Here is a 26,358-nt window from a genome sequence, read left to right on the forward strand (position 1 = left end):
GCATTCTCTCCGTTCTTTTTGGTGTGATTGCGCTAAAAAGTAGTGCATTCGGTCGCGGACAACAATATCATTTCCTTACAATTCACTAACCCTGAATAAGTACACATGGAACTGGGTGATATCAGTGTCAGTTTTGTCCTGACGATGCAGCGCGCGGTGCTGGCCCTGGGACATGATCCGGAGCCGGTTCTGGCTCGCTACGGTCTTGACCGGGAAAAACGTGCCCAGCCCGGCTTCAGGCTGAGTATCCCACGATTCATGCGTATCGGTCACGACCTGATGACCTTGACCGGGCGGCCGGATATTGGCCTGATCACAGGCCGGATCACCCATTGGTCCGATCTGGGCCCCGTCGGCCTGGCCGCCATGAGTGCCCCGACACTCGGGCAGGCTATGCGTGTTGCCATCAATTTCGAGCGTCTGGGCAGCAAGAACAGAAAGGGCCACAGTCATTACAGCGAAGAAAATGGTCGTGGTCTTGCACGCTTCTACTCCCTCACGCCTTACAACGACTATAACCGTTTTGTCGTGGACTGTATCCTGGCCTCCTGGTATCAGCTGGCGTTGACGGCAACCGGGGAGACAGATCTTGTTCATCATGCTGAAATAGAGTTTGAACGACCGGACTACGCTGATCGCTATGCGGAACACCTGCCCTTCCCCATCCGCTTTGGCGCCAAACGTAATGCGGTGGTTTTCAGGCGGCGTGCCACACAATGGCCACTTTGCACCCACAACCCGGCCGTACACAACCTGTCAGTACAATGGTGTCACGAGGAGCTGAACAAACTGGACAGGGAGTCGGCATACCGGGAGCGCGTGGCCAAGGCCGCACTTTCCCGCTTTAATGGCGGGCCCCCCAGACTCGAAGAGATCGCGGAACAGCTTGGCATGTCTCCATGGACATTGCGCCGCAGACTTGCCGATGAAGGGATTACCTATCAGGAAATAGTGGATGCGGTGAGAAAGGATCTTGCCGAGACATACGTCAAGAGCACGGACCTGACCATGTCAGAAATTGCCTATCGTCTGGGCTTCGCTTCACCGCCGGCGTTTTTCCGCGCATTCAGACGATGGTTCGGCCTAACCCCGAAACTGTACCGGTCGCAACGACAGCCGCACTGAGGCTGAGAGCCTTTTTACATCTCCGTGGCATCATCCGGGCACATGGGATCTTCGTCACATCCAACTTCCCCAAATCCACCCGCTTCCAATCTGAGTTCTTCTTCAAGTTCCATATCCGTCGCCCCCGGCGCTCAATATCATACGGGCAAGGTTACCCCCAACCGATGACATTTCTGTGACGAGGTGATATCCGGCAACTATTGCAGAGACTGTGCGAAGACGAACGATAATGTCGGCAAGCTTGGGATGTGCGCAGGCTGACCAAGACAGAAACTGACAGGAACAAAAAAATGGCTATGAGGAAGGAAGTGGCGGAGCGGACGGGACTTGAACCCGCGACCCCCGGCGTGACAGGCCGGTATTCTAACCAGCTGAACTACCGCTCCGCTTTTTGGTGGGTGGTGACGGGATCGAACCGCCGACCCTCTGCTTGTAAGGCAGATGCTCTCCCAGCTGAGCTAACCACCCATTGAACCATCAGGCGATTGAAGTGGCGGAGCGGACGGGACTTGAACCCGCGACCCCCGGCGTGACAGGCCGGTATTCTAACCAGCTGAACTACCGCTCCGCTTTTGGTGGGTGGTGACGGGATCGAACCGCCGACCCTCTGCTTGTAAGGCAGATGCTCTCCCAGCTGAGCTAACCACCCGTTTCAATCACGTCCCTGATTGAGCTGCGCATTTTAACGATTTAATCCGGGCTGTCAAATCCTTCGTGCGCTTTTTTCTTAAAAAAACTGATTCGGGATCAAATCGTTCAACAGGCAACCAGATTGACTACTTTTTGCCTATCAGCTCAATCATGTAGCCATCCGGATCACGGACAAATGCGATGATGGTCGTACCATGCTTCATGGGGCCGGCCTCCCTCACCACCTCACCGCCACGCTGACGAATATCCTCACAGGCAGCATAAACGTCATCAACTTCTATGGCGATATGCCCGAAACCATTGCCCAGATCATAATGATCCGTATCCCAGTTCCAGGTCAGTTCCAGGACCGTATGATCGCTCTCGTCACCGTAGCCGACAAATGCGAGCGTAAACCGGCCTTCCGGATAATCCTTGCGCCGCAGAAGGCGCATGCCGAGTACTTCCGTATAAAAAGCGATGGAACGATCCAGATCACCCACCCGGATCATGGTGTGCAGAAGGCGCATACTGTGACTCCTTGCATGGTTTGAAAGACTGCCGAAGCGCATGGACGCGAGGCTTCCGGTCTTCAGGGATCAACTCTTCGGCCAGCTTGCGATTCAGGGCCTCGAGCCTGGCAACAATACCCGAGCGAATGCCTTTCATCAAACCTGACAGGGCCTTTTCACCTGATCGGGAACGTACTTCAGAAGTCATCCTTCTCTCCTCCACACGATAAAAGGGCTCACGCATCACGCGCCATTACCAGAATTGCCACCATGGCGGCGGCTCGCTGGCTGCCAGCTCAAGCTCATACTGCTTGATATCCTGCTCCAGCTCTTTCTCCAGCCGGTCTGCTTCCAGGCGTTTGGTGGGCCCGCCACCACAGAGGTACGCACACCACCAGTTGCCTTTCCGGTAATTGCCCTGCGCCTTGAGCCTTTCCAGCTCTTCCTCCCGCAATTTGGCGATCTCTTCACGGCGGCGCTCGAAACTGTATGCCAGGTTCTCCTTGACGATACGCGTGGCCGCATGGTTGGGTGCCACCATGTCACTCTTGAGAAACCGGGTATCGACGATTTCGGTGAGCGCCCACTGATTGTCCACCAGACGCAGGTCACCCTTTTGCCACGGGTCATCGGATGGCAGCTCCGGATTCAGTTCCGGCTCATCCACTTCCGAATACCTCAGGTAATAGACCTTTCCCGGCTCCACTTCAAGATCCTGATCCACGATCAGGTCAAGGGAGATGTCATTGAGCCCTTCCAGTCCGAGCAATGGCCGCCTCATGGCAATATGGCGCTTTCCGGGCGCGACGATCAGCCAGGTATAAGCACCGGAACGCAGGTTGAAGTAATGCGTATCATCCACATACACGCTGGGCGACTCGATTTCGTCGCCTGCCCACTCGGAAGCCGGCCGATAAAAATAGAGCAGCGCCTCCCTGTCCTGTTTCCACTCGGAATTGGGGATGTGTACAAAGTACTGCCCGTTAACCGGATGAACGAATCCACCGACGCTCTTGCCAATGGACTGATAAATCTTGCAGCCACCGAGCATCAATGCCAGGCAGCCCATGATCAAAAACCGAAGACCGTGCAGTCTGACTTGCGCATTCAGCATGTACCGTTTTCCTCCTGATAAGGTCTTCATGTTAGCCATTTCCGTGTCACTGCGGTGAGACATGGCGCACCCTTTGGAGGCCTTCCGAAACCCTTTGTTACAAAGGCGCCGTATTCGCCACCTCCATGACATGCCGCTGCCTGCCAAAATGTGACGCAGGCACGGAGATTTGTTTGTTTTTTTGACACGGGCCTTGTTTTTTTGCGCAACAAAGGTGCTATCTTTTGAAATAAATAATGACAATTTATTACATCATAATAAGTAAAAACGCAGTGTGGGCAAGCCGGGCGTGAGCAGAGACCGTACGCGCCATATTCAGACGAGGACAGTATCATGATGGCTTCAAAAGGGAGACTCCCAGGAAAACTCTGCCGGCTGCTGCTGGCAATCTCGGTCATACCCGGTGTTGCACTTGCCGAAGAGGCCGCAGCCGCTCAGGAGGCGCAAGCGACATCACAAACACAGGTGGAGCTGAAGTCCGGCGATACGGTTGAAATCACTTTTTCAAGCCTGCCGGATTATATTGATCTGTCGCAGGATCCGGCAGAGGCGAACCGGATCCCTGCAAAATTACTGACCAATCCGCAATTGGCAGACATTTTTGTGCCTGGCCTGTTCACTCCGCCTGCGGCGGGCGGCCCCGAGCTGGATGCCGCCGAAAAGGCACTGACTGACCTGGCCGAACCTCTCGCGGTAGATCCGGCACTAACTGCCCAGCAGGACAGCGCCATTGCAGCCGCCATTCTTTTCCGCGAGTTTGTTGACGTCAAGATCGTGCCGACATTCCTGACTCAGGATATCCAGAACACGACAATCAACGCAACGGGCCGCTGAAACGGCAGTGCAGTCAAACCTACTTGGCCGGCTGCGCTTTTTTCTCAATCGCCTTCAGACGCTTGTCCAGAGACAGATAGCGTCCTACCAGTTGCTGGCGAGCCTGGTCAAATACCCGGGCCAGTTCTTCGGTTGAGGCCAGCCGGGCTTCCAGCTTGTCCAGTCGAGACAGCAAGGCTGCCGTTTGTTTTTCCTGTCTCTGTAATCCGGACTGAATTTCGGACACCTGTTTTTGCAATGATGCCAGACTGACCTGAACGGCACTCAGGGATTCATTGGTTCGGCTCAAGACCTCATCCATCGCCGCCTGGCGCACGGACATGGCTGTCGCGTCCGTCTGAATCTGCTCTATCAGCTTGCTCTGGTTCTGAAAACTGTTTTCCAGTGTCTGCAATTCCGCGGACAGTCCGCCTGTACGACTTTTCAATGACTCGATATCCTTCTGCGCTTGGCGAATCCAGGCCTTGTTGCGCTTGTTGCTGACATCCCAGAGCTTGCGTATTTCCGAATCCAGAAACTTCAGCTGCCTGGCCACTTCGTTCCCGCTTTGCTGCAGGGTGGAATCCGTGCTCTGCAGCTCTCCCTCAAGGCGCGCAATGACCAGATTGCTCTGCCTGACCTGACGGGAAGCCTCTTCAAGCTGGGCCTGCATCTGGTCAATCACGCGAATCTGGCGGGTGTAGTTCCAGTAGCCGGCTACCGCGATGGCAACCAACATGATGAAGATGATGACCAAGGCGGCCTGGGCGGGCCGTGTCAGCCGGACATACTGCTCTACTGCTTTTGCCGTGTCCGGAGATCCCGGGACGGCGGATTTTCTTTTGCGCGGCTGTCCGGGCGATGCATGCTGCTTCACGTGGCGCTCAAGCTCATCCCGGTCTGGGCGTATCCCGTCCATTTTTGCTCCGTTGCTCTGGTCTGAATTCAAGATGTTCGCATTATGCGCATTACCACGGGAATTAAAAGAGGGGGAAGGTTTGCACCCCCCGGACACGATCTTTAAAATAGCGGGCTTCACGTATTCAGGAGTACATTTATGGTACCTGTAGTCGGCATCATCATGGGGTCCAGATCTGACTGGCCGACCATGGAACACGCCGCACGCATGCTGGAATCGCTTGGCGTTGGCTACGAAACACGTGTGGTCTCGGCTCACCGGACACCAGACCTGTTGTTCGACTATGCCAAATCCGCCGCTGACCGGGGGCTGAAGGTCATCATTGCCGGAGCGGGCGGCGCCGCGCACCTGCCCGGCATGGTGGCCGCACAGACGCACCTGCCCGTACTGGGTGTCCCCGTCCAGTCGAAAGCCCTGAACGGACTGGACTCACTGCTTTCCATCGTTCAGATGCCGGGAGGTGTTCCGGTTGGCACGCTGGCCATCGGCACGGCGGGCGCCCGGAACGCGGGAATTCTGGCGGCACAGATCATTGCGCTGGAAGATGAGACCGTTAGGGAAAAGCTGATCGCTTTCCGCCGGGAACAGACCCGGCAGGTACTTGACCATCCGGATCCCAGCCAGCCATGAAGCAACGCATCGGAATACTCGGCGCCGGACAGCTTGGCCGGATGATGGTGCTCGAGGGCATGCCCCTCGGGCTCGAGTTCGTGCTTTACGAGCCATCAGGGAAACCGACCGCCAATGTGGGCCGCATCATCACGCCGGAAACACCGGATGCACTGGCAGCGTTTCTGGACGCTGTGGATGTGGTGACCTATGAGTTCGAACACCTGCCCCTGGCAGAGGTGGAAGAAATTGCGCGCCACAAGCCTGTCTATCCCGGGGTCGAGGCACTGAGAGTTTGTCAGCACAGGGCGCTTGAAAAAGCCCTGTTCACGGAACTGGGCATTCCGACTGCGACCTATCGGGTCGTGAACTCTCCCGAGGCCCTGAAGTCAGCAGCCGGGGAGCTGGGCTGCCCTGTGGTGGCCAAGTCGGTGACGGAAGGCTATGACGGCAAGGGCCAAGCCGTGCTGCGCTCCCCGGAAGAAGCCGAGGATGCCTGGAAGCGGATCGGACACAGGGAGTTGATTGTCGAGGCCTTCGTGAATTTTACGCGTGAAGTCTCCATCATTGCCGTTCGAAGCCGCACCGGAGAAGTCCGCACCTATCCGATTGGAGAAAACCTGCACCGGGACGGCATCCTGCGCCTGACTCGCGCTCCGGCACCCAATCTGTCGGCCACCGTCCAGAAGGAAGCCGATGCGTTCATCACGCGCATACTCAACCGCCTGGATTACGTCGGCGTGCTGGCACTGGAACTTTTCGAGACGCCGGACGGGTTGCTAGCCAACGAAATGGCGCCAAGAGTCCACAATTCGGGACACTGGACACAGAATGGCGCCGTGATCAGTCAGTTCGAGAATCATGTCCGTGCCGTTGCAGGACTGCCTCTTGGGTGTACCGAAGCCCGCGGGCACACGTGCATGATCAATCTAGTCGGCAACCTGCCCGACCGGGAAGCTGTGCTGAGGCACCCGGACACGCACCTGCATCTTTACGGCAAGTCCTCCCGCCCCGGCAGAAAACTCGGACACATCAACGTCGTGTCGGATGATCCGGCCATGCTGGATCAGCGCATGGAAGCCATCCTGTCCACCCTTCCGGACGCACTCTCATAGGCAGCTTCAATCCTTCCGATAGAAACCCTCAATTTCACAATCATGGCACCGCTCGCCGGGCGGTGCTATCATTGTGCCACCCGACGCGGAAGTGATCCGCGTCACAGTGATTCGGGATCAATCACAACACATACGGAGAGAATAATCATGGCTTTTGAACTGCCTCCCCTGCCTTTTGCCAAAGATGCTTTGGCACCTGTCATTTCTGAAGAAACACTGGAATACCACTACGGCAAACACCACAAGGCGTACGTTGACAAGCTCAACGCGCTGGTTCCCGGTACCGAATTTGAAGGCAAGAGCCTCGAGGAAATCATCAAGACTTCTTCCGGCGGCATTTTCAACAATGCAGCTCAGGTGTGGAACCATACTTTCTACTGGAACTGCCTGAGCCCGAACGGTGGCGGCGAACCCACCGGCGCAGTTGCTGACGCCATCAACAAGGCTTTCGGCTCCTTCGAGGCGTTCAAGCAGAAGTTCAATGAGTCTGCAGTCAACAACTTCGGTTCCGGCTGGACCTGGCTGGTCAAGAATGACGACGGCTCCGTTGAGATCGTCAACACCAGCAACGCCGGCACTCCGCTGGCCGAAGGCCGCAAAGCCATCCTGACTGTGGATGTCTGGGAGCACGCTTACTACATCGACTACCGCAATGCGCGTCCGAAGTATCTGGAAGAGCTCTGGAAGCTGGTCAACTGGGACTTCGTGAACCAGAACTACGCAAGCTGATCCATCGGGATCATCCATTGAGGGGAGGCCATGGCCTCCCCTTTCTGTTTCTCAGATTCCGCAATAATGATGAAAGGAGTTTTGTATTTTTCGGCAAGATGACGCTAAACTGCTTCCAATACAAAAATTTATCCGAAGCCCCGCGCATGACCCAGGATTCATCAAGGCAAGTCGAACCGGAAGTGACACTTTCCAAAGTTTTGCTTCGTCGTGTCATGACGGTGGCATTCGCAATCGGCATTGTTGTCAGCCTGATCCAGATTGTGACCGATGCCTGGCGAGTCAGCGAAGAAATTGACGCCGAAGCACTGGAAACCCTGGAGATTGTCAAGGATGCGGCGACACAGGCGATTTACAGCATTGATGAAGACCTCGGCGAGCAGGTCATAGATGGCCTTTTCAAAAACTCCGCCGTACGCTACGTGGCCATTGTCCATCCGGATGAAACACCGCTGGCCAAACGAGTCCGCCCGACCCGGGAGCATCGTTTTTCGGCCCTGATTTCGGCCATCTTCGGCGCGGAACGCGAGTACAGCATTCCCCTGTACCGGGGAGACCCCCAGAAAATCCATTATGGCGATCTGCGCATACTTTACGACACGCTGGATCAGGGTGAAGCCTTCATGCAGCGTTCCATTCTGGTCATGGTATCAGGCATCATACGCGCCCTGACACTGGGATTTCTTCTCTACCTGGTTTCTCATTACCTGGTGACACGCCCGATCCAGTATCTGACCCGGTCGCTGACACGCATCGATCCGGTTCAGCCGGATCCGAGTCTGATCCGGACCCCGGCAGGTCATAAGCGGGACGAACTGGGCATCTGGACCGATCGCGTGCGTGCACTTCTCCAGTCCATTCTTGAATATCAGAGACAAAGACAGGATGCGGAAGCCCGGATTATCAAACTCTCTCAATACGATACCCTGACCGGACTGCCCAACCGCTCGTTCTTCAGGAGCCATCTTGATGACGCCATCAAGGGCGCGCGCAAGAACAGCCAGAGACTCGCCGTCCTGTGCATTGGCGTGGACGACTTCAAGAACATCAATGAGCAGCACGGCTACACGACAGGAGACCAGGTTCTCCAGGCCCTGGCAGAGCGCCTGCGCAACATGCCGGAACTGACGTCAACCGTCGCTCGCCTGGGTGGCGATCAGTTCGCCCTGATCCTGTTCAACGCGGTCAGTCATTTCAAGGTCGCAACGGCTGCCGATCAACTGCTCAAGGCGCTGAGCAAACCCGTCCTGCTGGATACGCTCTCCGTTCAGACCACCGTGACCATCGGTATCACCCTGTTTCCGGATGATGGCGAGGATGCGGAAAGGTTGCTCCAAAAAGCGGAGCAAACAATGGTTCTGGCCAAGTCTCAGGGACACAACCAGTTCCAGTTCTACGTAGCCAGTATTGATGCGGAAATCCGGGAACGCCGCAAACTTGCGGACGACTTGGCAAGCGCGATTCGGAACCGGGAGCTCTTTCTGGTTTACCAGCCACAAATTGATCTGAGAACGGGCAAGATGATCGGTGCCGAGGCATTGTTGCGTTGGCGCCATGAAACGCGAGGACTTGTACCTCCGGATGTCTTCATACCCATCGCAGAATCTTCGGAGTTGATCCATGAAATTGGTGACTGGGTGCTGGATGAAGCCATCCACCAGATGAGTCTGTGGCAACAGGCAGGGTATCCGGTTCGCATATCGGTAAACCTCTCGGCCCAGCAATTTACCCGTGAAGATCTGCCTCAGCGCATCATTCGTGCGCTCACACGACACGAAGTCCCACCTGAACAACTGGAACTGGAAGTAACTGAAACCAGTTTCATGCGCAACCTCCAGCCCTGTATCAACGCTCTGTCGGCATTGAGAAGCTATGGCATCCAGACTGCTGTGGACGATTTTGGCACCGGGTATTCCTCACTGAGCTACCTCAAAAAACTGCCGGTCTCCAAAATCAAGATTGACAAGCAGTTTGTACAGGATCTTCTGGATGATCCGGACGACACCTCCATTGTTCTCGCTGTCATCCAGCTCGGCAAAAGCCTGGGACTCGAAGTCATTGCCGAGGGGGTTGAGACAGAGAGGCAGGAGAAGTATCTTCTCGACAACGGTTGTCTCTATGGCCAGGGATACCTGTTCAGCCGTCCAGTCCCCCCGATGAGCTGCTGGACTTTTTCAGGGCTCATCTTACAACCTGATGATCCAAGGAGCGATATGCAAAATTCAACCATCATTGGCCTTGCTGCAGTGGGTGGAACCCTTGTTTGGGGCGTCACAACCTATAACCGGCTGGTCGCGCTACGCAATGAATTCAAGAACGCATTTGCTCAGGTTGATGTGCAACTGCAACGCCGCCATGATCTCATCCCCAACCTCGTGGAATCTGCCAAAGCCTACCTGAAGCATGAGCAGGAAACCCTCAACGCCGTAGTGAATGCCCGTAACCAGGCTGTTCAGGCATCACGCACTGCCAATCCGACAGATGGCGAGACGGTTAAAAAGCTTGCCAGCGCCGAATCCAGGCTGGGACAGGCCCTGGCCAACATTCAGGCTGTATTTGAAGCTTATCCGGATCTCAAAGCGAATCAAACCATTGCGGATCTGATGGCCGAGTTGGGTAATACGGAAGATCAGATCAGCGTCGCTCGCCAGCAGTATAATGATGCGGTCATGACCTACCATACGTATCGGGAACAGTTTCCCAATAACCTGGTTGCCGGATTTTTCGGATTCAAGCCCACCGAACTTTTCGAAATCGAGAGTCCCGAGGCGCGCAAGGCGGTCAAGGTATCGTTTGACTGAACAGATATCACAGAGCAATGCCATGTCAAAGAAGGACTGCAGGCCCTTCTTTTACATGAGCTTCATATGCGTGAATCATGGGTTGTACTTTTTGTCTGACGGATCGCCCGGGCCACTTTTGGCCCGGACAATCCCCCCATCAGGGAATGAGTGTCGGCTCGGGCTGAATCAGACGGTTGCGCTTGTACAGCGAATTGATGTCCGGCTTCTCGAGCTTTGATGTTTCATCCTCACCGTGGGCTTGTTTCTGGATATCCAGGTGAAGCTCCCAGAGGTCATCATACTTGCGTCCGCTAGCTTCACGAGCGGCCATCTTGTCGCGCACAATGGTCGGTCTCAGGAACACCAGCAGGTTACGCTTCACCTTCTGATTTTTCGTTGAACGGAACAAGGCGCCCAGCCAGGGAATATCGCCCAGCAAGGGAACCTTGCTGACGGCTTGCGTATATTCTTCATTCATCAGGCCGCCCAATACAATCGTCTCGCCATCATCCGCGAGTACGGAGGTCTTGATCTGCCGCTTGTTGGTAATGATATCGGAAGCGTCCTGATTCGACGGTGCCACGGATGAGGTTTCCTGTTCGATATCCAGCCTGACCACGTCACCCTCGCTGATCGACGGTGTGACACGAAGTGTCAGACCCACATCCTTGCGCTCGATGGTTGTGAACGGATTGGTTGTGCCATCTGTGCCCGTAGAGGTTTGGCCCGTCTTGAAGGGCACGTTCTGACCCACCACGATCTCGGATTTCTGATTGTCCATGGTAATGATGCTCGGGGTTGACAGCAGGTTCGCCTGACTGGTGGAGGACAGTGCCTGCAGAATGACTCCAAAGCTGAGCCCGCTTGTGTTTTCCTTGCCCGCACCCAGCGTAATGCCTTCACCTAGGCCCACGTCCGTGGAATTGCTTGCGATCGCAGCCAGAACCTGGGAGATGGACAGTCCCGCATTGCTGAAGTTGGTGCCGATGACCGGGCCGGATTTACCCGAGACATCCGCGCCGGCCATCTGCAGGCCGAGCTGCTTGGTGAGGCCATCGGAGATCTCCACAATGGCCGCCTCGATCAGCACCTGTGCCCGACGAACATCCAGCTGATCCACAATGCGTTCGATTTCCTTCATCACGGACGGCTCCGCGCGCACAACCAGCGCATTCAGCCCTTCATCCGCATAAATGCCCACTTCAGAATTGCCACCGGCGGCCTTGCCATCTTTCCCTTTTGTCACATCCCCCATCAAACCCTTGAGCAGTTCCGCAAGCTTCTCGGCGTCGGCATTCTTGAGCCGAATCACCTTGGTCGTCCCGGTAACGGCTGCCGGCTGATCCAGCTTGGCAATCAGCAGCTTGATCTTGTCACGGAAATTCTGGTCGCCCTTGATGATCAGCCGGTTACTTCTTTCATCTGCCACCACACTGAATTTGCTTGCGGCTGCCTTGTTGGCAGCCTTGCCGAGCTCACTGGGTGCCAGCTCTTCGAGCAGCTTGACCATGTCGCCCACCCAGGCTTCCTTCAACTGCACAACTTCCAGTTCATATTTGGACGGGCTGTCCAGTTCTTTAATGATTCGCTCGATGCGGGTAATGTTATTGAGGTGATCACTGATAATCAGGGCGTTGGCTGTGGCGACCCCTGCCAGGTGTCCGTATTTGGCGACCATGGGCCTGAGGATGGGCACCAGCTCAAGGGCGTTGACGTTATTCACCTGAATAACCCGTGTGACAATTTGCTCGCCCGGGGTTTTCCTCAGCATGCGAAGGTTTTCTGCAGATTGTTTCGCATTGTTGATCTGCTCAATCTTGATGACTCCGTTACCCGGCGTCGCGGCAAAGCCGTGCACGCTGAGAACGGAAAGAAACATTTCATAGACTTCATCGCGGGTCATGGGGGCGTTCGATATGACGGTTACCTTGCCCTTGACCCGGGGATCCACGACAAAACTGTAACCGGTAATGTCTGCAACCTGCGTGATGAATGCACGGATATCCGCATCTTTGAGGTTGACCTTCCAGGTCTGGTCTGCCTGTCCTGCCGCATTGACCTGAGGGCCGAGTACAGCGTACGACAAGGCGATCATGGTCAGGAACGCTTTGAGCCAGTAGCCAAACTGTCCATGTTGCATCGTTATTTGTGTTTTTTTCACGCGACTTCACCGCAATGCGTAGTTGATTGTAAAGGTCGTACCACCCCGCTCAATCTCTACCTGCAGGTTGCCCTGTTCGTAGAGTTGCTGGAGCAGTGCCTGATCTTCTTCAATATTACCAAGAACATAACCGTTCACGGAGCGAATCACATCTCCTTTCTGCATGTTCATGGCATTCAGCATGGGATTATTGCCCTGATAGACGTAACCTTCGCCGTTTTCATTCGGAGCAAGGCCCACTGAGGCCAGCGCCTGACGCGGATTTTTCCTCAGCTCTGCCTGCGCCTGGCGGAGAAATTTCTCGGGTGTGACCGCCGGCTGACGTGCTGCCGCCACCTGGATGCCTGAATCCCGGGTCTCGGAGAAGTAGAGCGATTCACGAACACCGTTCCGCTCCAGCAATACATGGTCTTCAAATACGGCTGCCAATGAAGCTCCCCGGGGAGGGCATCGCCCAATTTGAAGTAGTCAGCCGGTCTCCCGGGAGATCCGATGATGGCCCCCTGAGATTCCGGGTCGTCTGAGGCCTGGACACCGTACAGAACCAGATTCAGGCGCGTTCTCGGAGCCGGGACAGCTTCATTCTTTTCTGGTGTAGCGCTTCGTTGAACCGTGCCAAACAAATGTGTCGCTGCAATAGCAGGCCCAAAGACCGATAGATCCGGAGTACTTCCCGACCGCTGAACCGGCTGAGTGATGATGAGTACAGGATCTGACGGCCAGACAATGCGCCAGATCCAGGGTGCCAGCTTCTGGGGCAGCCAGATGGCCAGAACAAGCAACAACCAGAACTTCAGACGTGCTGCCCAAGCCACCATCACATCAACCTCTGTCGCAACTTGAATACTTCCGTGTCAGGTGAAACCTGGTTCGGCCAGGGCGCGCCGGCCAGATCGACCAGCCGCTTGAGCACGCTGATGTGAGCCGTACCCAAACCATCAATACGAATCCGCATCACAGGCTGATTGTCCTGTGTGCTCACCTCCAGTCTGACATCTCCCCCCTGCCCGCTAATCCGCCCGCGCAGAGGCGGCATGTCGGCGGTCTGAAGCTGACTCCCGGCAGGATACTGAACAGGCCCGCCCGACCAGACCATCAAGCCTCTGGCATCCATGGGCAAGCCGGTATCGGGATTGAGGGTCAGGTGCAATTCATGGATATCCAGTTCTCCGGCAAGCCTGAGCCGATAACGCGACAATAGATAATTGAACGACTCCAGGCTGATATTACCCTTCGCTTCCAGAACGGGTGTGGACAAGCCTTCAATACTTACGTTTGATTCGATTTGACCATTGCTCGTCCGTGCTATCAACTCCAGCAGCGCCCCCCTTCCGGAAAGCCCTGTCGGCCGGAGGCGCCAGTCCAGAATGACGGGCAGGGACCTGGCCTGGATCATGACCTGCCCACGGGGCAATGTGCCCGCCACACCGCGGATAGTAACAGGCACCTGCATATGTTGACGGACAATCGGCATGGCCTGCTTCCAGATCAGACCCGCAGGCACCGTCCAGATCAGGCCGATCAGCAGGCTGATCAGGGCCACCATTGTCAACAGAAGTCCGCGTTTGCTCATCTCGCCCTGAAATTCGTGTCCGAAACCGGAAGTCTAACAAAAACATAGCAGACAGTTATAGAAACTGACTTAATTTTAATAGCACGAAAAAAAGCCCCGGCCTTTCGACCGGGGCTATTTATGCAGGATCTGTGTCCTGCGAGGGCACCAATGGGCTTACATCATGCCGCCCATGCCACCCATACCACCCATGTCCGGCATCGCCGGTGCGGGCTTGTCTTCCGGAAGTTCGGTGATCATGCACTCAGTGGTAATCATCAGACCAGCTACGGAGGCCGCGGACTGAAGTGCGGTCCGGGTCACCTTGGCCGGATCCAGGATGCCCATCTCAAGCATGTCGCCGTATTCTTCTGTTGCAGCATTGAACCCGAAGGATCCTTCACCAGAACGAACCTTGTCCACAACAACAGAAGGCTCACCACCGGCATTCGCAACAATCTGACGAAGCGGTGCTTCCATGGCCTTGCGCAGCAGGTTGATACCTACTGTCTGGTCTTCATTGTCGCCCTTGAGGTCCTTGATCGCTTCCAGTGCGCGTACCAGTGCAACGCCACCACCCGGTACAACACCTTCTTCGACTGCGGCACGGGTAGAATGCAGCGCGTCTTCGACGCGAGCCTTCTTCTCCTTCATTTCCACTTCGGAAGCAGCACCCACCTTGATGACTGCGACGCCGCCAGCCAGCTTGGCCACACGCTCCTGGAGCTTCTCACGGTCGTAGTCGGAAGTTGCCTCCTCAATCTGCTTGCGGATCTGCGCAACACGGGCCTGAATGTCTTCAGGCTTGCCGGCACCATCAATGATGGTGGTGTTTTCCTTGGTCACCACGATGCGCTTGGCGGTACCCAGGCTGTCAAGCGTTGCGTTCTCCAGAGTCAGACCGATTTCCTCGGAAATCACTTCACCACCGGTCAGAATGGCAATGTCGCGCAGCATTTCCTTGCGGCGATCACCAAATCCGGGCGCCTTGACGGCAGCTACCTTGACGATACCGCGAATAGTGTTCACAACCAGTGTGGCCAGCGCTTCACCTTCCACATCCTCAGCAATAATCAGCAGCGGACGGGAAGACTTGGCGACTTGCTCCAGAATCGGGAGCAGCTCACGAATGTTGGAGATTTTCTTGTCCACGAGCAGAACAAAGGCGTTCTCAAGCTCAGCAGACATGCTGTCCTGGTTGTTGATGAAGTACGGGGACAGGTAACCGCGATCGAACTGCATACCTTCGACCACGTCCAGCTCGTTTTCCAGACCGCTGCCCTCTTCAACAGTGATCACCCCTTCCTTGCCCACCTTTTCCATGGCCTCTGCGATCAGTTCACCAACCTGAGTATCGCTGTTGGCAGAGATGGTGCCCACCTGAGCAATGGCCTTGCTGTCTTCGCACGGGCGCGCCAGCTTGCGGATTTCTTCCACTGCAGCAGCAGCAGCCTTGTCGATACCCCGCTTCAGGTCCATGGGGTTCATGCCGGCAGCTACCGCCTTCATGCCTTCGTTCAGAATGGCCTGGGCCAGAACGGTTGCGGTGGTGGTGCCATCACCGGCCTCGTCATTGGTCTGGGAAGCGACTTCCTTGACCATCTGGGCACCCATGTTTTCAAACTTGTCCTTCAGTTCGATTTCCTTGGCGACAGACACGCCGTCCTTGGTCACGGTCGGTGCACCGAAGGACTTGTCCAGTACCACGTTGCGGCCCTTGGGACCGAGAGTTGTCTTGACGGCATCCGCCAGGATGTTTACGCCGTCAACCATACGCTTGCGCGCGCTGTCACCGAATTTTACGTCTTTTGCTGCCATGTTGATTCAATCCTGTTTTCAGAAACTTGAGTTTGGGGTTCAGTCTTCAATGATGCCGAGAATTTCGCTTTCGGCGATGATCAGCAGCTCTTCCCCATCCAGCTTGATGGTGTTGCCCGCATACTGGCCGAAAACCACAACGTCACCTTCCTTGACAGCCAGCGGACGAACCTCGCCATTGTCCAGCACGCGTCGTTCGCCTACCGCCACGACGACACCCTGGGAGGGCTTTTCCTTGGCGTTACCCGGCAGCACGATACCGCCCGGCGTGGTGGTTTCTTCTTCCTTGCGACGAACGACGACACGATCGTGTAACGGACGAATTTTCATACGATGTAATCTCCCGATTCTTTGACGAACCTGATTGAGTTGTTCACCCGCTGCGGGCGGGCACGAAATGTGTGTGCCATAGATGGGGCCGGCCCTGCGCATTTCAACAGGACCATGACAAAATGCGTTTTAATGCAAATCAGAATTTCGATAGTTTATCTCTATCGAGAGGCCGATACTCTCCGTCCACGGTACGGCCTGAAACGGAGTCGTCGAAGGGGTGTCCTGCCCGGAAACCATCCATGGAATGTTGCATACGCAGCCACAGCGGTTCGACGAGGCGGCGATAGACAGCCTGACGCGTCCATGGCAACAGGAGAACGAGACCGGTTGTGTCGGTCAGCCAGCCGGGGAAGATGAGGCAGAGCGCCGCCAGGGTGATGACCAGTTGGTCAGCCATCATGGCCATTTCATCCTGTCCCTGATGCAGCGCCCTCTGCAGGGTTTCGATGCGTGCCGGACCGGCCAGCAGCGAAGCCCCCCAGACTGCGGTACCCAACGTCCAGAAAAAGGTGAACAGAAAACCGATTTCAATGGCTGACCAGATCAGGCCGACCAGCTCGATCAGGGGCAGCCACCAGAACAGACGCAGGACAATCAGGGGCACGGGGAGGTCTCCATATTTTTCACACCGGATGGTAAGGCATGCCGCTCCTGTTGTCATGCCCTTTCGCCGGTACTGATATGAGTGTTCGTCACGATAAATTCAAGCAGAAATTTCATTTTTCAATTATCCTGATGCGCGATGGAGGTGGAATGTACATACGATTGAGATCATTTCTCCAACCGGAGGTTTCCAGATGAAAATTGAGAATGCTGTTGTTGTGATTACCGGTGGTGGTCAGGGGCTGGGTCGTGCCATGGCGCTCCATCTTGCTGCCAGGGGTGCCCGTCTTGCCCTGATCGACCTGAACGAGGAACGCCTTCAGGAGTCCGTCAGCCTGTGCAAGGAGGCCGGTTCTCCGGACGCCCGTTACTACCTCTGCAACGTGGCGCGTGAAAATGAGGTGGAGCAAACCTTTCAGGCCATTGACAATGACTTTGGCGCGATTGATGCGCTGGTCAACAATGCGGGCATCCTGCGTGATGGCTTGCTGGTCAAGGCCAAGGATGGAGAAATCGTCAAGAAGATGACACTGGAGCAGTGGCAGGCGGTAATTGATGTCAACCTGACCGGTGTATTCCTCTGTGGCCGCGAAGCTGCCGTCAGAATGATCGAAAAGGACCGCAAGGGCTGCATCATCAACATTTCAAGTATCAGCCGTGCCGGCAACATGGGACAGACCAACTACTCCGCGGCCAAGGCCGGGGTTGCCGCCATGACAGTGACCTGGGCCAAGGAGCTGGCACGTTACGGGATCCGCAGCATGGCCATTGCGCCAGGCTTCATCGAAACGGAAATGACGGCATCCATGAAACCGGAAGCCCTTGAAATGATGACCCGCATGATTCCGCTGCGCCGCATGGGCAAGCCGGAAGAAATTGCCCAGACGGTGGCCTTCATACTCGAGAATGACTATGTGTCAGGCCGGGTCATCGAGGTTGATGGTGCCCTGCGTCTCTGATCATGGATCCGGCACTTCTGGAACGAATCTGGACGGTGGTCGCGAGCGTTCCCGAAGGGCGCGTGGCCACCTATGGCCAGATTGCCGGCCTGGCAGGACTCCCCCGGGGTGCCCGACTCGTCGGGCGCGCCCTGGGTTCGCTTGAGCGCAACAGCCGGGTTCCCTGGCATCGCATCATCAATGCAAGGGGCCAGATCTCCATCCCCGGGGACTCGCCGGCCTTTGTCCTGCAGCGGCAACGCCTGATGGATGAAGGTGTGGACGTCTCCCCTTCCGGCAAGGTTTCACTCAAACGGTTTCAGTGGCATCCCTGAGTGAAGCCAGATGCCGGTTCAGCGCACGGCGGATAAAGGCGAGCAGGATCAGTGAGGGGGCTACCATCACGCTGGTCAGCACGAAGAACAGCGGCCAGTTGCCTCCAAGAAGATCCACGACCCAGCCGCTGTAGGAAGCCAGGAATGTGCGGCCGAGCGTGCCCAGGGACGCCAGCGCAGCGTACTGTGCAGCCGAGAAGGTCTTGCTGCACAGAATCGACAGAAATCCGACAAAGGCTACCGTGGACCAGGCCGATGTGAATCCGTCGATCACTACCGCCGCGGCCAGCAGATGTACATCCGGTCCTGCCAGGGCCAGCCAGGCAAACATGAGGTTGCTCGCCGACATGGCTATCCCTCCGGCAAACAACCCTCGCATGAGCCCGAACCGGGCACTGACCCAGCCGCCCAAAAGGCTGAAGACAATGGTCACCCACCAACTGATCAGCTTCGAATAGAGGCCGATCTGCTCTTCAGTAAAGCCCACATCCTTGTAGAAAATGATGGACATTCGCCCGAGGAAAGCCTCGCCGATCTTGAACAGGAAGATGAACAACAGGATGGCACTTGCCAGGCGGACGCCGTTGCGCGCAAAGAAGTCGCGCACGGGCTCGACAAAGGTCGCCAGCATTCTGCTGACCCAGATTTCCGGCCAGCCGGGAGCGGGTCGCCCGCCAACCGTATCATTCCCCGCTTCGGTATTGAACAGCAGACGCGCCGAGATGGCGAACACCACACCCACCAGCACGAAAGTCAGCGCAGCCCTGGCCGGTGTGGTGGTGGTTCCGGGCATGCCAAGCGCCAGCCAGACCAGACCCGAAAATCCTGCTGCGAACAGGAGTGCTGCACCGTAAAGTCGAGCCGGGCCGATTTTCCGGGCGCGCTCCAGATAGGCCGCATCCACACTCGCTACGGGCGGCGCAGCCTTCTCTTTTTCCAGGAAGCAGGTTATCAGCAGCAGCCCGAGCATGGCAAACCCCATGAGGCTGTACTGGGTGGCCCAGCCACCCGGCAGGGTATTGACCAACAGGAAAGGTACGGCACCCAAACCGGAAAATCCGGTCCACCAGCCGGCGGTGGCCATGGCGGACAGCAGCGCCATGTGCCGGTCATCCCCCGCTTCCACCAGCTGGATGCGGTAGGCATCGATGGCGATGTCCTGCGTGGCGCCTGCTGCAGCAATGGCAAAAGCCAGGTATTTGACTGCCTCCAGCCCTTCCTCGGGATGGGCATTGGCCATCATCAGACAGGCGCCGGCAATGATCGCCTGCATGAACAGGATCCAGCTCCTGCGGCCACCCAGCCAGCGCGCCCAGGGCAAACGCAGTCGGTCCAGCAGTGGTGACCACAGGAAGTTGATGGAAAAGGCCAGAAAGACAAGGCCGTAAAAGCCGATATCGGTCCGGCTGTAGCCTGCGCTCTTGAGCCAGACCATCATGGCCGAACTGATCATGACCCAGGGGAAACCGGAGCTGATGCCGAGCACGAAAACCGCCAGCAAGGACCGCCAGTGCCGGTACCAGAGCGTCCGGTTGACAAGATTGGCGAACGGATCAGTCACGGAAATTCTGAAACTGCAGGGGAACGCTCACGCTGTCATCTTCTCTGAGCATCTGGATCACCTGCTGCAGATCATCCCGCTTCTTGCCGGTCACCCGGAGCTGATCCCCCTGAATGGACGCCTGCACCTTGATCTTGCTGTCCTTGATCTTCTTGACCAGCTTCTTGGCCTCGGCCTGATCAATGCCCGACTTGAGCGGATAGGCGCGCTTGACCTGCTTGCCGGATTTGCTGTCCTGGGGCTCGCCCAGAATGCGCAGATCCAGCTTGCGTTTCGACATGGCCGTGGCCAGCATCATGTGCATCTGTTCGAGCTGAAATTCTTCCTCGGCGGCCATCACGATCTGGCCTTCCTGAAGCTCAAAGGAGGCCTCCACCCCGCGAAAGTCATAGCGCGTGGTAAGCTCGCGATTGGCCTGGTCAACGGCGTTGGTCAGTTCGTGCTTGTCAAATTCCGAAACAATGTCAAATGAAGGCATGGCGTTCTCTTTCTGATGAATATCATCCGTTCGGCGTATGAAAAAATCAGTCAAAGCCTCTAAAATCTGGACAGTTGTCAAAACATCGGATCTGGCAGCGCATTATTATACTGATCCCGCACACGTGCAACGGTGATGCGGGACGTTTTGATCACAACCGTACACAACAATTCGGGAATTGCACCTTATGCCCAATCTGGATGTATCCATTCTGGTGGTGGACGATGCGAAATTCAGCAGCGCGATCATTGCCAAGCGCCTGAAGAATGCGGGTTACCGTGACGTTCGCATTGCCAACAGTCCGCTGGTGGCGCTGAAAATGATCGAACAGCGCCCGGTCAGCATCCTCGTGGCCGACTGGCTGATGCCGGAGATGGATGGTCTGGCCCTGGCGGATCGGGTGCGGCAGCTGGACGAGGCCACGCATCACTTTACCTATGTCATCCTGCTGACAGCCAAGGAAAGTGTCGAGGCCCTTGCCGAAGCCTTTGACCGCGGAGTGGATGATTTCATCTACAAGTCGGAAATGAGCCGCCAGCTGTTGCCCCGTATCTATGCGGCAGACCGCATTGCAGACATGCACAATACCCTGCTGCTCGCCAACCGGCTGCTCATGGAAAACAATCGCGAGCTGGAGGAAAAGAACGTGGTGGATCTGTCCACCGGACTGGGCAACCAGCTCTACTGCCGCCAGAAACTGAAAGACAGCTTCAGGGAAATTGAGGCACGTGGTGGCGTGACCAGTTATGCACTGATTGGCATCAAGAACTGGCAGGCACTCAAGCATACCCACACCCATGCCATTCTGGACGAGCTGGCCAGTGGTATCGCGTCCAGACTGCAACACCTGACCCGTCCGCTGGACATCCGCTGCCGCATTTCGGACAACCAGTTTGTGGTTATCTATCACCTCAAGCGCATGGATGACGCCTCCCTGCAGACTTACAAGCGTCTGTTTGACGGTATCAACCTGAAGGAATTCAAGACCACGGCAGGCTATATCTCCGTTCAGGCCGGCACCGGGGTGATCTGCATTGATGCCAATGAAGCCCTGCCCGAAGTCACGCATGTGGAGAAGGCGGCCGGAGAGGCACTGAAGGCTTCCTACGAAACCGGAACAGTGGTCATCCGTCCCTGGCACAAGATCGCCGGTGAAATTCTGAGCGACTGATCCCGCCCGTTGTTAACAATTCTCTACACGCCCTTACGCATTCACTAAGGAATGTGAAGGGCGTCTCACTTATTCTGAAAGCGTGGATTGAGTAGTATCCCCCACATTGAGGCAGGGGGTTCTGCTGTACCCCTGCCTTCTTTCAGGTGGACTGCTCGGATCCCCGTATTCCTTGCCTTTTGTTTCATGTTTCCCTTTCGGGCGCCGGTTGGCGCCCGTTTTGTTTATGGGTAGTCACCCGCTGCGGGTGTCTTCCCTCAGGCCGGATAACCGGTGATCTGCCGTATGCGTCCATACAAGGGCTTCAGGCGGGCGTACAGGTTGCTGTATACCTCGCGGTACAACCGGTCGTAGATATGCACCGCATCCGCCTGGGGCTCAAAACGAGCACCGACACGGGTCATGGCGCGTGTGGCGGTCTGGCAATCCGGGTACACCCCTAGGCCGACCATGGCGTCCATGGCAGCACCGAGTGCGGACGTTTCCGGTGTATGTGGCCGCTCTGCCGGGGTATTGAACACATTGGCAGCAATCTGCATGGCCTGATCGCTCTGTGATCCCCCACCGCTGATGCGCAGGGTGTGCAGACGCTGACGGGTGCGTGCCTGAATGCGGTCCCTGCCCTCTCTCAACCCGTAAGCCAGTCCTTCCAGGATGGCACGGTAGATGTGTGCCCGGTTGTGGACGTCACCAAAGCCGATCATGGCCCCCTTGGCTTCCGGGCCAGGTTCGCGGATGCCTGGAGACCAGTACGGCTGCAGCATGAGCCCCATGGATCCTGCAGGAATATCGGTAATCAGCTCATCAAAGAGCGCTTCCGGTGCGATCCCCCTCTCCTGTGCCTGCCGGGCTTCGCGCTGCCCGAATTCGCGCAGAAACCAGCTGACCATCCAGAAGCCGCGATAGATCATCACCTCCGTCGAATAGTGATCAGGCACCGCCGACGGATAAGGAGGTATGAAACGATAGACTTCCAGATAACGGCTTTGCGTCGTATTGATGGTGGCCGTTGTCCCGAAGCTCAGCGAGGCCACACCTGATTGAATGCCTCCGCTGCCGAGAATTTCACACGCCTTGTCTGCGGCCGCCGCAATCACCGGCAGGCCGGGCCTCAGGCCCAGGGCGCTGGCGGCATCTTCGGTGAGGTTGCCCGCCGGCGTGCCGGGTTTGACCAACTCGGGCAGCTGGCTGCGTCGGAGCGGCAAGGCCTGCCAACGCCAGTCCCAGTCCGGCGCCCAATCCAGTCGCTTGAAATCAAAGGGGACGTAGCCCACCTGGGAGCCGATGGAGTCGATAAATCTGCCGGTCAGCCGGTACATCCAGTAACCTGACAGGAGCAGAAAATGTTCGGTTTGCGCCCAGATGTCCGGTTCATTCTCCGCCAGCCAATTGGCTTGTGCCTTGCGCAGAAAGCGCTCGACGGTCGGTCGCACGCCCGCCAGGCGGAACGCCGCCCGCCAGTGAAATGGCAACTCCGGAAGCATCCCGGCTTCACGCTGATCCAGCCAGATGATGGCAGGCCGCAGCGGCCGACCGGACTTGTCGAGGCAGACCACCGTGCCACGCTGGGTGGTCACGGTGACGGCAGAGACGGCATCCGGCCCGACCGGTGACGCTTCCCACATCCGGGCCTGAGCCGTACAAAGCGCATCCCAATAGACTTCCACATGCTGCTCCGCCCAGCCCGGCCTCAGACTGAAATAGGGTTCAATCTCGCATTTGCCCTTGGCCAGCACATCACCTTTCTGATTGATGAGCAACGTGCGAACCGACTGGGTGCCATTGTCTATGGCCAGCACCACCGTATCTTTCATTGACCATCCTCCGGCAGACTGAAGTAACGCCGGATGATGTCCAGGTAGCGTTCGCATTCCCGGTCCCAGCGTTGCGCATCCCAACCCAGTCGCGCCTGACAGATCCGTCCGATCTGATCCAGAATCTCCCTGCCTCCCCCGGGGAGGATGTTGCCCAGGCGCGTGCGTCTGAGCATCAGGTCATCCAGATGCTCGACCATTTCGTTGGCAAGAATCCAGTGCAGCTCACCCTCCCACCACGGGGTCGCGCCGATTCTTGCCCCGGGGGCCGACCGTATCACGTCGGCGCCTGCCTTGCCGTAGCGGCCGATCCAGCGCTGTATCCGGGCACTGACAAAGGGGCCCGGCTCCGCATCCACCCGATCGAAGATCCGGGGCTCTGCGGCATCAATGCTTCCGGGAGACAGGTTCAGCCAGGGCGCTGCCACCTTGAGCACATCACGGGCAATCAATCTGAAGGTGGTGAGCTTTCCCCCGCCACCGTAATCAGCCCCTGATCATCCCAGATACTGTGTTCACGCTTTTCCCGCGAGGGATCCAGGCCCTTGCCTTCCGAGACCACCGGCCGCACGCCCGCCCAGGTGGACAGGACGTCAGCAGGGGTCAGGTGTGCCGTGGGCAGGATGTGATTGAGGCCATCCAGCAGGTAATTGACTTCTTCCCGGGTGATGGCCACGTCCTTTTCCGGGTCAAGTTGATGATCCAGATCCGTGGTACCCGCCACAGTCACCCCCTCCCAAGGAAAGACAAAGACCGGGCGCTTGTCCGCCGGATGAAGGTAACTGATGGACAGGGCCACGGGCACACGCCAGCGCGGAAAGACCAGGTGGCTGCCACGCAACGGCCGGATCTGCTCCGGGCCCGTGGCCAGACCTCTGAGGGCAGAGGCCCAGGCCCCCGTTGCATTGATGACCGCGGACGACCGGATTTCAAATGCCTCGCCCGAGATCCGGTCGGTGATGCGGACCCCCCTGGCGCGTCCCTTACCATCACGCAAGACTTCATCGGCGGAACAATAATTCAGGGCCATGGCGCCCTCACGGCAGGCCTGCTGAATGACGCGCAGTGTCAGCCTGGCATCGTCGGTGACGGCGTCCTGAAACCGTGTAAAGGCCTTCAACCCCTGAGCCTTCATGCCGGGCACCCAGAAGGGGGCCTCCACCGGCTCATGCCGTTGATGAAGCTCCTGTCCTGCCATGCCATCGTAAACCGTGAGCAGCAGGTTGAAGAGCGATGCCGGCGGAAATTCACCGGCATAATGCCCCATGACAAAGGGCAGCGGCTCCACCAGCCCCGGAATCTCCCCCAGAAGGCGCTGACGCTCGTGCACCGCATCCCGGGTCAGACCGAACTGACCGCTGGCCAGGTACCTCAGCCCGCCATGAACCATTTTTGAGGATTTGCTTGAAGTTCCCCACGCAAAATCATGTTTTTCAATCAGCAGTGCACGAATACCGAGTCGTGCACACTCACGCAGAATGCCTGCTCCCGTGATGCCGCCCCCGACAATGACTGCATCCCAGATTTCGCTGCATGCGGCATGCAGGCGCGTTTCCCGCGGTTTTTCGGCGCCTTGAGCCTGCATGATCACTGCTCCCCGTTATCCGTCAGCAAGGTGCCGGGATTCAGCCGATGGGCTTCATCCAGATGATGGCACAGTGTCCGGATCATGGATATGCCCAGCTCCCCCTTTTCGACCGGAAGATAGGGTGCATGATCCTTTCCCACACCATGTTGATGACTGATGGTTCCGCCATTTTCCACGATCAGGCGCGAAGTGGTGTCCTTGAGCCGCTTCCATCGCGCCAGTGTTTCTGCGTAGTCCGCGCCGTTGGGAAAAACGTAGGTGGTGTAAATGGAGCAGCCCTGCGGATAGAAATGCGACAAATGGGTAAAGACATGGGTTTTCACGCCCTCTGCAGACAATACCGTCCGCAGGTTGTCCTCAATCAGGTTGAGCAGCCGATCCACATTGGACCACGGTGTACAGGTCTCCAGGGTGTCGACGGCATAGCCTTCGCGCCAGAGTGACTCGCGCAGATAGGGCATGAGGAAGCGCTTTTCCTTCCACTTGTTGCCCAGGTAGGTGCCGGTAAAGACCGGACGATACGGCGACAGGACCTGGCGCAGCTGGGACTTGATCTGACGGTGCTGCAACCGGGAACCGGTGATGCCTACTGTCATCATGCACTTGCCCTCGCCGGCTCCGCGCAACCGGAGTGCCTTTTCCAGCAGGGCAATCTGTCCGGGGTGCCCGGCCAGGGCCAGCTGGGTTTCCGTTTCCACGGCATTGCTGACGCGAAGCATGCTCAGCGGTACCCGCTGCTGGACCAGTGCCCGTGCGCCATCCCGGGCGTTGTCCCAGTTGCGGAAGAAGATCACATGGAATTTCTCCACCTCGGGCAGCGGAGTGACACGAACCTTGACTTCCGTGATCACGCCCATCCGGCCTTCTGACCCGAGTATCATCTCCCTCAGGTCCGGCCCGGCCGAGGAGGCCGGAATGGGCGGCAGAATCAGTGTTCCCCTGAGCGTTTCCACCCTTCCGCCGGCAAAGAGCTGTTCGATGCGGCCGTAGCGCAGGGACTGCTGGCCACTGGAGCGGCTGGCGACCCATCCCCCGACGGTGGACAGTTCCCAGGACTGGGGAAAGTGGCCCAGTGTATAGCCCCGGGCACGCAGTTGGGCTTCCACCATCGGACCGGGTGTGCCGGCGCCAAAGGTGGCAATCTGGCTGATTTCATCCAGTTCCATGAGCTGGTTCATGCGTTCGAGAGACAGCGTCAGCACCGGCTTGCCCTGATCCACCGGATTGATATGACCGGCGACGGACGTACCGCCACCATAGGGGATCACCACCACATCCTGTTCCTGACACCAGCGCAGCAGCTCGGCCACCTGTTCACTGGTTTCCGGGAACGCAACGCCGTCAGGAAAAACACCGAATTCTCCGCTGCGCATGGCCAGCCAGTCCGGCAGGCTTTGCCCCCGGGCGTGACGAATCCGGGTGTCGGGCGAGCGATCAATCAGCGGATGTCCGGCTAGCCTCGATTCGGGAACCGTCGCGCGCACGGCGTCCAAGGTGGCGTCCGGCAGACTGTGTCCCGGCCCGATGCGCGCTTCCAGAAACTGGCGCCCGTTGGCGGGCAGATCCATGGCATTGGCTTCGTCGCCCCAACCATTCCATCTTCTCATGTGGTGCTCCTGTGGGTATGGGTACAGATAGGCTGAACTTTGATGAGCAT

25 protein-coding genes, 4 tRNA genes and 1 pseudogene are annotated in these 26,358 nt (G+C 57.2%); 9 read left to right on the plus strand and 21 right to left on the minus strand.

What is annotated here, in order from left to right; all coding sequences use genetic code 11:
* Positions 1-105: 105 nt before the first annotated feature.
* Positions 106-1,125, plus strand: a complete 1,020-nt coding sequence (locus AAIA72_RS03555; RefSeq protein ID WP_369602071.1) for an AraC family transcriptional regulator — start codon at positions 106-108, stop codon at positions 1,123-1,125.
* Between the two features lie 309 nt (positions 1,126-1,434).
* On the opposite strand, the gene AAIA72_RS03560 is transcribed toward AAIA72_RS03555, so the two are convergent.
* The 7 genes from AAIA72_RS03560 to AAIA72_RS03590 all read right to left on the minus strand — a co-directional run bounded on the left by AAIA72_RS03560 (position 1,435) and on the right by AAIA72_RS03590 (position 3,381).
* Positions 1,435-1,511, minus strand: a tRNA-Asp gene (locus tag AAIA72_RS03560).
* A 6-nt stretch (positions 1,512-1,517) separates the two neighbouring features.
* Positions 1,518-1,593 (minus strand) — tRNA-Val (locus AAIA72_RS03565).
* A 23-nt stretch (positions 1,594-1,616) separates the two neighbouring features.
* A tRNA-Asp gene (locus AAIA72_RS03570) sits at positions 1,617-1,693 on the minus strand.
* Positions 1,694-1,698: 5 nt separating this feature from the next.
* A tRNA-Val gene (locus AAIA72_RS03575) sits at positions 1,699-1,774 on the minus strand.
* A 127-nt stretch (positions 1,775-1,901) separates the two neighbouring features.
* Positions 1,902-2,285 (minus strand): lactoylglutathione lyase, encoded by a 384-nt coding sequence (gloA, locus tag AAIA72_RS03580; protein WP_369602072.1) that lies wholly within the window; start codon positions 2,283-2,285, stop codon positions 1,902-1,904.
* On the minus strand, positions 2,251-2,475 hold the full coding sequence (locus AAIA72_RS03585) for a hypothetical protein (protein WP_369602073.1): 225 nt from the start codon (positions 2,473-2,475) through the stop codon (positions 2,251-2,253). The genes gloA and AAIA72_RS03585 overlap by 35 nt, the downstream gene beginning before the upstream one ends.
* A gap of 45 nt (positions 2,476-2,520) precedes the next feature.
* Positions 2,521-3,381, minus strand: a complete 861-nt coding sequence (locus AAIA72_RS03590) for a DUF2846 domain-containing protein (RefSeq protein ID WP_369602074.1) — start codon at positions 3,379-3,381, stop codon at positions 2,521-2,523.
* 333 nt (positions 3,382-3,714) lie between these two features.
* Between AAIA72_RS03590 and AAIA72_RS03595 the strand changes: the two genes are divergently transcribed.
* A complete protein-coding gene (locus AAIA72_RS03595) occupies positions 3,715-4,215 on the plus strand; it encodes a hypothetical protein (RefSeq protein ID WP_369602075.1) in 501 nt (166 codons plus the stop codon).
* 19 nt (positions 4,216-4,234) lie between these two features.
* Here AAIA72_RS03595 and AAIA72_RS03600 read toward each other — a convergent pair whose 3' ends face one another.
* Entirely contained in the window at positions 4,235-5,113 is an 879-nt protein-coding gene (locus AAIA72_RS03600) for a hypothetical protein (protein WP_369602076.1), read from the minus strand.
* A 138-nt stretch (positions 5,114-5,251) separates the two neighbouring features.
* Between AAIA72_RS03600 and purE the strand changes: the two genes are divergently transcribed.
* The 4 genes from purE (at position 5,252) to AAIA72_RS03620 (ending at position 10,367) form a co-directional block, all read left to right on the plus strand.
* Complete coding sequence (purE, locus tag AAIA72_RS03605) at positions 5,252-5,743, plus strand: 5-(carboxyamino)imidazole ribonucleotide mutase (protein WP_369602077.1); 492 nt, start codon at positions 5,252-5,254, stop codon at positions 5,741-5,743.
* Positions 5,740-6,837 carry a 5-(carboxyamino)imidazole ribonucleotide synthase gene (locus AAIA72_RS03610; protein ID WP_369602078.1) on the plus strand — a complete coding sequence of 366 codons (1,098 nt, stop codon included), beginning with the start codon at positions 5,740-5,742 and terminating at the stop codon, positions 6,835-6,837. The genes purE and AAIA72_RS03610 overlap by 4 nt, the downstream gene beginning before the upstream one ends.
* Before the next feature lie 147 nt (positions 6,838-6,984).
* Positions 6,985-7,566, plus strand: coding sequence for a superoxide dismutase [Fe] (sodB, locus tag AAIA72_RS03615; RefSeq protein ID WP_369602079.1), 582 nt, complete (start codon positions 6,985-6,987; stop codon positions 7,564-7,566).
* Positions 7,567-7,712: 146 nt separating this feature from the next.
* Positions 7,713-10,367, plus strand: coding sequence for an EAL domain-containing protein (locus AAIA72_RS03620; protein WP_369602080.1), 2,655 nt, complete (start codon positions 7,713-7,715; stop codon positions 10,365-10,367).
* A 139-nt stretch (positions 10,368-10,506) separates the two neighbouring features.
* Here AAIA72_RS03620 and gspD read toward each other — a convergent pair whose 3' ends face one another.
* The 7 genes and pseudogenes from gspD to AAIA72_RS03655 all read right to left on the minus strand — a co-directional run bounded on the left by gspD (position 10,507) and on the right by AAIA72_RS03655 (position 16,817).
* Positions 10,507-12,510, minus strand: coding sequence for a type II secretion system secretin GspD (gene gspD, locus AAIA72_RS03625; protein WP_369602081.1), 2,004 nt, complete (start codon positions 12,508-12,510; stop codon positions 10,507-10,509).
* 6 nt (positions 12,511-12,516) lie between these two features.
* Complete coding sequence (locus AAIA72_RS03630; RefSeq protein ID WP_369603031.1) at positions 12,517-12,939, minus strand: hypothetical protein; 423 nt, start codon at positions 12,937-12,939, stop codon at positions 12,517-12,519.
* Positions 12,940-13,004: 65 nt separating this feature from the next.
* Positions 13,005-13,328: pseudogene (locus AAIA72_RS03635) on the minus strand (type II secretion system protein N); the annotation flags it as partial.
* Positions 13,328-14,056, minus strand: a complete 729-nt coding sequence (gspN, locus tag AAIA72_RS03640; protein WP_369602963.1) for a type II secretion system protein N — start codon at positions 14,054-14,056, stop codon at positions 13,328-13,330. The pseudogene AAIA72_RS03635 and the gene gspN, both read right to left, overlap by 1 nt.
* Positions 14,057-14,239: 183 nt before the next feature.
* The gene (gene groL, locus AAIA72_RS03645; protein ID WP_369602082.1) at positions 14,240-15,880 is read right to left on the minus strand and encodes a chaperonin GroEL; all 1,641 of its coding nucleotides are present in this window, start codon (positions 15,878-15,880) and stop codon (positions 14,240-14,242) included.
* Between the two features lie 39 nt (positions 15,881-15,919).
* Complete coding sequence (locus AAIA72_RS03650) at positions 15,920-16,210, minus strand: co-chaperone GroES (RefSeq protein WP_369602083.1); 291 nt, start codon at positions 16,208-16,210, stop codon at positions 15,920-15,922.
* Positions 16,211-16,349: 139 nt separating this feature from the next.
* Positions 16,350-16,817 (minus strand): FxsA family protein, encoded by a 468-nt coding sequence (locus AAIA72_RS03655; protein ID WP_369602084.1) that lies wholly within the window; start codon positions 16,815-16,817, stop codon positions 16,350-16,352.
* 193 nt (positions 16,818-17,010) lie between these two features.
* Here AAIA72_RS03655 and AAIA72_RS03660 point away from each other — a divergent pair, with 193 nt between their 5' ends.
* Together AAIA72_RS03660 and AAIA72_RS03665 are read left to right on the plus strand one after the other, a co-directional pair.
* Positions 17,011-17,775, plus strand: a complete 765-nt coding sequence (locus tag AAIA72_RS03660) for an SDR family oxidoreductase (RefSeq protein ID WP_369602085.1) — start codon at positions 17,011-17,013, stop codon at positions 17,773-17,775.
* A 2-nt stretch (positions 17,776-17,777) separates the two neighbouring features.
* Positions 17,778-18,089 carry an MGMT family protein gene (locus tag AAIA72_RS03665; RefSeq protein WP_369602086.1) on the plus strand — a complete coding sequence of 104 codons (312 nt, stop codon included), beginning with the start codon at positions 17,778-17,780 and terminating at the stop codon, positions 18,087-18,089.
* Here the strand turns inward: AAIA72_RS03665 and AAIA72_RS03670 are convergent.
* Together AAIA72_RS03670 and AAIA72_RS03675 are read right to left on the minus strand one after the other, a co-directional pair.
* Positions 18,064-19,650 carry an MFS transporter permease gene (locus tag AAIA72_RS03670; RefSeq protein WP_369602087.1) on the minus strand — a complete coding sequence of 529 codons (1,587 nt, stop codon included), beginning with the start codon at positions 19,648-19,650 and terminating at the stop codon, positions 18,064-18,066. The two genes, AAIA72_RS03665 and AAIA72_RS03670, sit on opposite strands and share 26 nt — an antisense overlap.
* On the minus strand, positions 19,643-20,128 hold the full coding sequence (locus AAIA72_RS03675; protein ID WP_369602088.1) for a YajQ family cyclic di-GMP-binding protein: 486 nt from the start codon (positions 20,126-20,128) through the stop codon (positions 19,643-19,645). Before AAIA72_RS03675 ends, AAIA72_RS03670 begins: the two co-directional genes overlap by 8 nt.
* A gap of 187 nt (positions 20,129-20,315) precedes the next feature.
* Between AAIA72_RS03675 and AAIA72_RS03680 the strand changes: the two genes are divergently transcribed.
* Positions 20,316-21,299: a response regulator gene (locus tag AAIA72_RS03680; protein WP_369602089.1), complete on the plus strand. Its 984-nt coding sequence runs from the start codon at positions 20,316-20,318 to the stop codon at positions 21,297-21,299.
* Between the two features lie 257 nt (positions 21,300-21,556).
* On the opposite strand, the gene AAIA72_RS03685 is transcribed toward AAIA72_RS03680, so the two are convergent.
* From AAIA72_RS03685 to AAIA72_RS03700, 4 genes are read right to left on the minus strand one after another with little or no spacing between them, the layout of a single operon-like run.
* Positions 21,557-23,113: an FGGY-family carbohydrate kinase gene (locus AAIA72_RS03685; RefSeq protein ID WP_369602090.1), complete on the minus strand. Its 1,557-nt coding sequence runs from the start codon at positions 23,111-23,113 to the stop codon at positions 21,557-21,559.
* Entirely contained in the window at positions 23,110-23,541 is a 432-nt protein-coding gene (locus tag AAIA72_RS03690; RefSeq protein WP_369602091.1) for a glycerol-3-phosphate dehydrogenase C-terminal domain-containing protein, read from the minus strand. Before AAIA72_RS03690 ends, AAIA72_RS03685 begins: the two co-directional genes overlap by 4 nt.
* Before the next feature lie 20 nt (positions 23,542-23,561).
* Positions 23,562-24,698 carry a glycerol-3-phosphate dehydrogenase/oxidase gene (locus tag AAIA72_RS03695; RefSeq protein ID WP_369602092.1) on the minus strand — a complete coding sequence of 379 codons (1,137 nt, stop codon included), beginning with the start codon at positions 24,696-24,698 and terminating at the stop codon, positions 23,562-23,564.
* A gap of 2 nt (positions 24,699-24,700) precedes the next feature.
* Positions 24,701-26,308, minus strand: coding sequence for an FAD-binding oxidoreductase (locus AAIA72_RS03700; RefSeq protein ID WP_369602093.1), 1,608 nt, complete (start codon positions 26,306-26,308; stop codon positions 24,701-24,703).
* Between the last annotated feature and the right edge of the window lie 50 nt (positions 26,309-26,358).

Origin of the sequence: Thermohahella caldifontis (assembly GCF_041153465.1) — a bacterium.
GTDB classification, from domain to species: Bacteria; Pseudomonadota; Gammaproteobacteria; order Pseudomonadales; family Oleiphilaceae; genus Thermohahella; species Thermohahella caldifontis.

What these genes read in the sequence shown, in the direction of transcription:
- AAIA72_RS03660 (WP_369602085.1), top strand. Translation starts at nt 17,011, where the DNA reads ATGAAAATTGAGAATGCTGTTGTTGTGATTACCGGTGGTGGTCAGGGG.
- gspN (WP_369602963.1), bottom strand. Translation starts at nt 14,056, where the DNA reads ATGGTGGCCCTGATCAGCCTGCTGATCGGCCTGATCTGGACGGTGCCT.
- AAIA72_RS03600 (WP_369602076.1), bottom strand. Translation starts at nt 5,113, where the DNA reads ATGGACGGGATACGCCCAGACCGGGATGAGCTTGAGCGCCACGTGAAG.
- AAIA72_RS03610 (WP_369602078.1), top strand. Translation starts at nt 5,740, where the DNA reads ATGAAGCAACGCATCGGAATACTCGGCGCCGGACAGCTTGGCCGGATG.
- AAIA72_RS03675 (WP_369602088.1), bottom strand. Translation starts at nt 20,128, where the DNA reads ATGCCTTCATTTGACATTGTTTCGGAATTTGACAAGCACGAACTGACC.
- AAIA72_RS03685 (WP_369602090.1), bottom strand. Translation starts at nt 23,113, where the DNA reads ATGAAAGATACGGTGGTGCTGGCCATAGACAATGGCACCCAGTCGGTT.
- AAIA72_RS03680 (WP_369602089.1), top strand. Translation starts at nt 20,316, where the DNA reads ATGCCCAATCTGGATGTATCCATTCTGGTGGTGGACGATGCGAAATTC.
- AAIA72_RS03695 (WP_369602092.1), bottom strand. Translation starts at nt 24,698, where the DNA reads ATGCAGGCTCAAGGCGCCGAAAAACCGCGGGAAACGCGCCTGCATGCC.
- AAIA72_RS03590 (WP_369602074.1), bottom strand. Translation starts at nt 3,381, where the DNA reads ATGCTGAATGCGCAAGTCAGACTGCACGGTCTTCGGTTTTTGATCATG.
- AAIA72_RS03585 (WP_369602073.1), bottom strand. Translation starts at nt 2,475, where the DNA reads ATGACTTCTGAAGTACGTTCCCGATCAGGTGAAAAGGCCCTGTCAGGT.
- groL (WP_369602082.1), bottom strand. Translation starts at nt 15,880, where the DNA reads ATGGCAGCAAAAGACGTAAAATTCGGTGACAGCGCGCGCAAGCGTATG.
- AAIA72_RS03650 (WP_369602083.1), bottom strand. Translation starts at nt 16,210, where the DNA reads ATGAAAATTCGTCCGTTACACGATCGTGTCGTCGTTCGTCGCAAGGAA.
- gloA (WP_369602072.1), bottom strand. Translation starts at nt 2,285, where the DNA reads ATGCGCCTTCTGCACACCATGATCCGGGTGGGTGATCTGGATCGTTCC.
- AAIA72_RS03555 (WP_369602071.1), top strand. Translation starts at nt 106, where the DNA reads ATGGAACTGGGTGATATCAGTGTCAGTTTTGTCCTGACGATGCAGCGC.
- AAIA72_RS03700 (WP_369602093.1), bottom strand. Translation starts at nt 26,308, where the DNA reads ATGAGAAGATGGAATGGTTGGGGCGACGAAGCCAATGCCATGGATCTG.
- sodB (WP_369602079.1), top strand. Translation starts at nt 6,985, where the DNA reads ATGGCTTTTGAACTGCCTCCCCTGCCTTTTGCCAAAGATGCTTTGGCA.
- AAIA72_RS03620 (WP_369602080.1), top strand. Translation starts at nt 7,713, where the DNA reads ATGACCCAGGATTCATCAAGGCAAGTCGAACCGGAAGTGACACTTTCC.
- AAIA72_RS03595 (WP_369602075.1), top strand. Translation starts at nt 3,715, where the DNA reads ATGATGGCTTCAAAAGGGAGACTCCCAGGAAAACTCTGCCGGCTGCTG.
- purE (WP_369602077.1), top strand. Translation starts at nt 5,252, where the DNA reads ATGGTACCTGTAGTCGGCATCATCATGGGGTCCAGATCTGACTGGCCG.
- AAIA72_RS03665 (WP_369602086.1), top strand. Translation starts at nt 17,778, where the DNA reads ATGGATCCGGCACTTCTGGAACGAATCTGGACGGTGGTCGCGAGCGTT.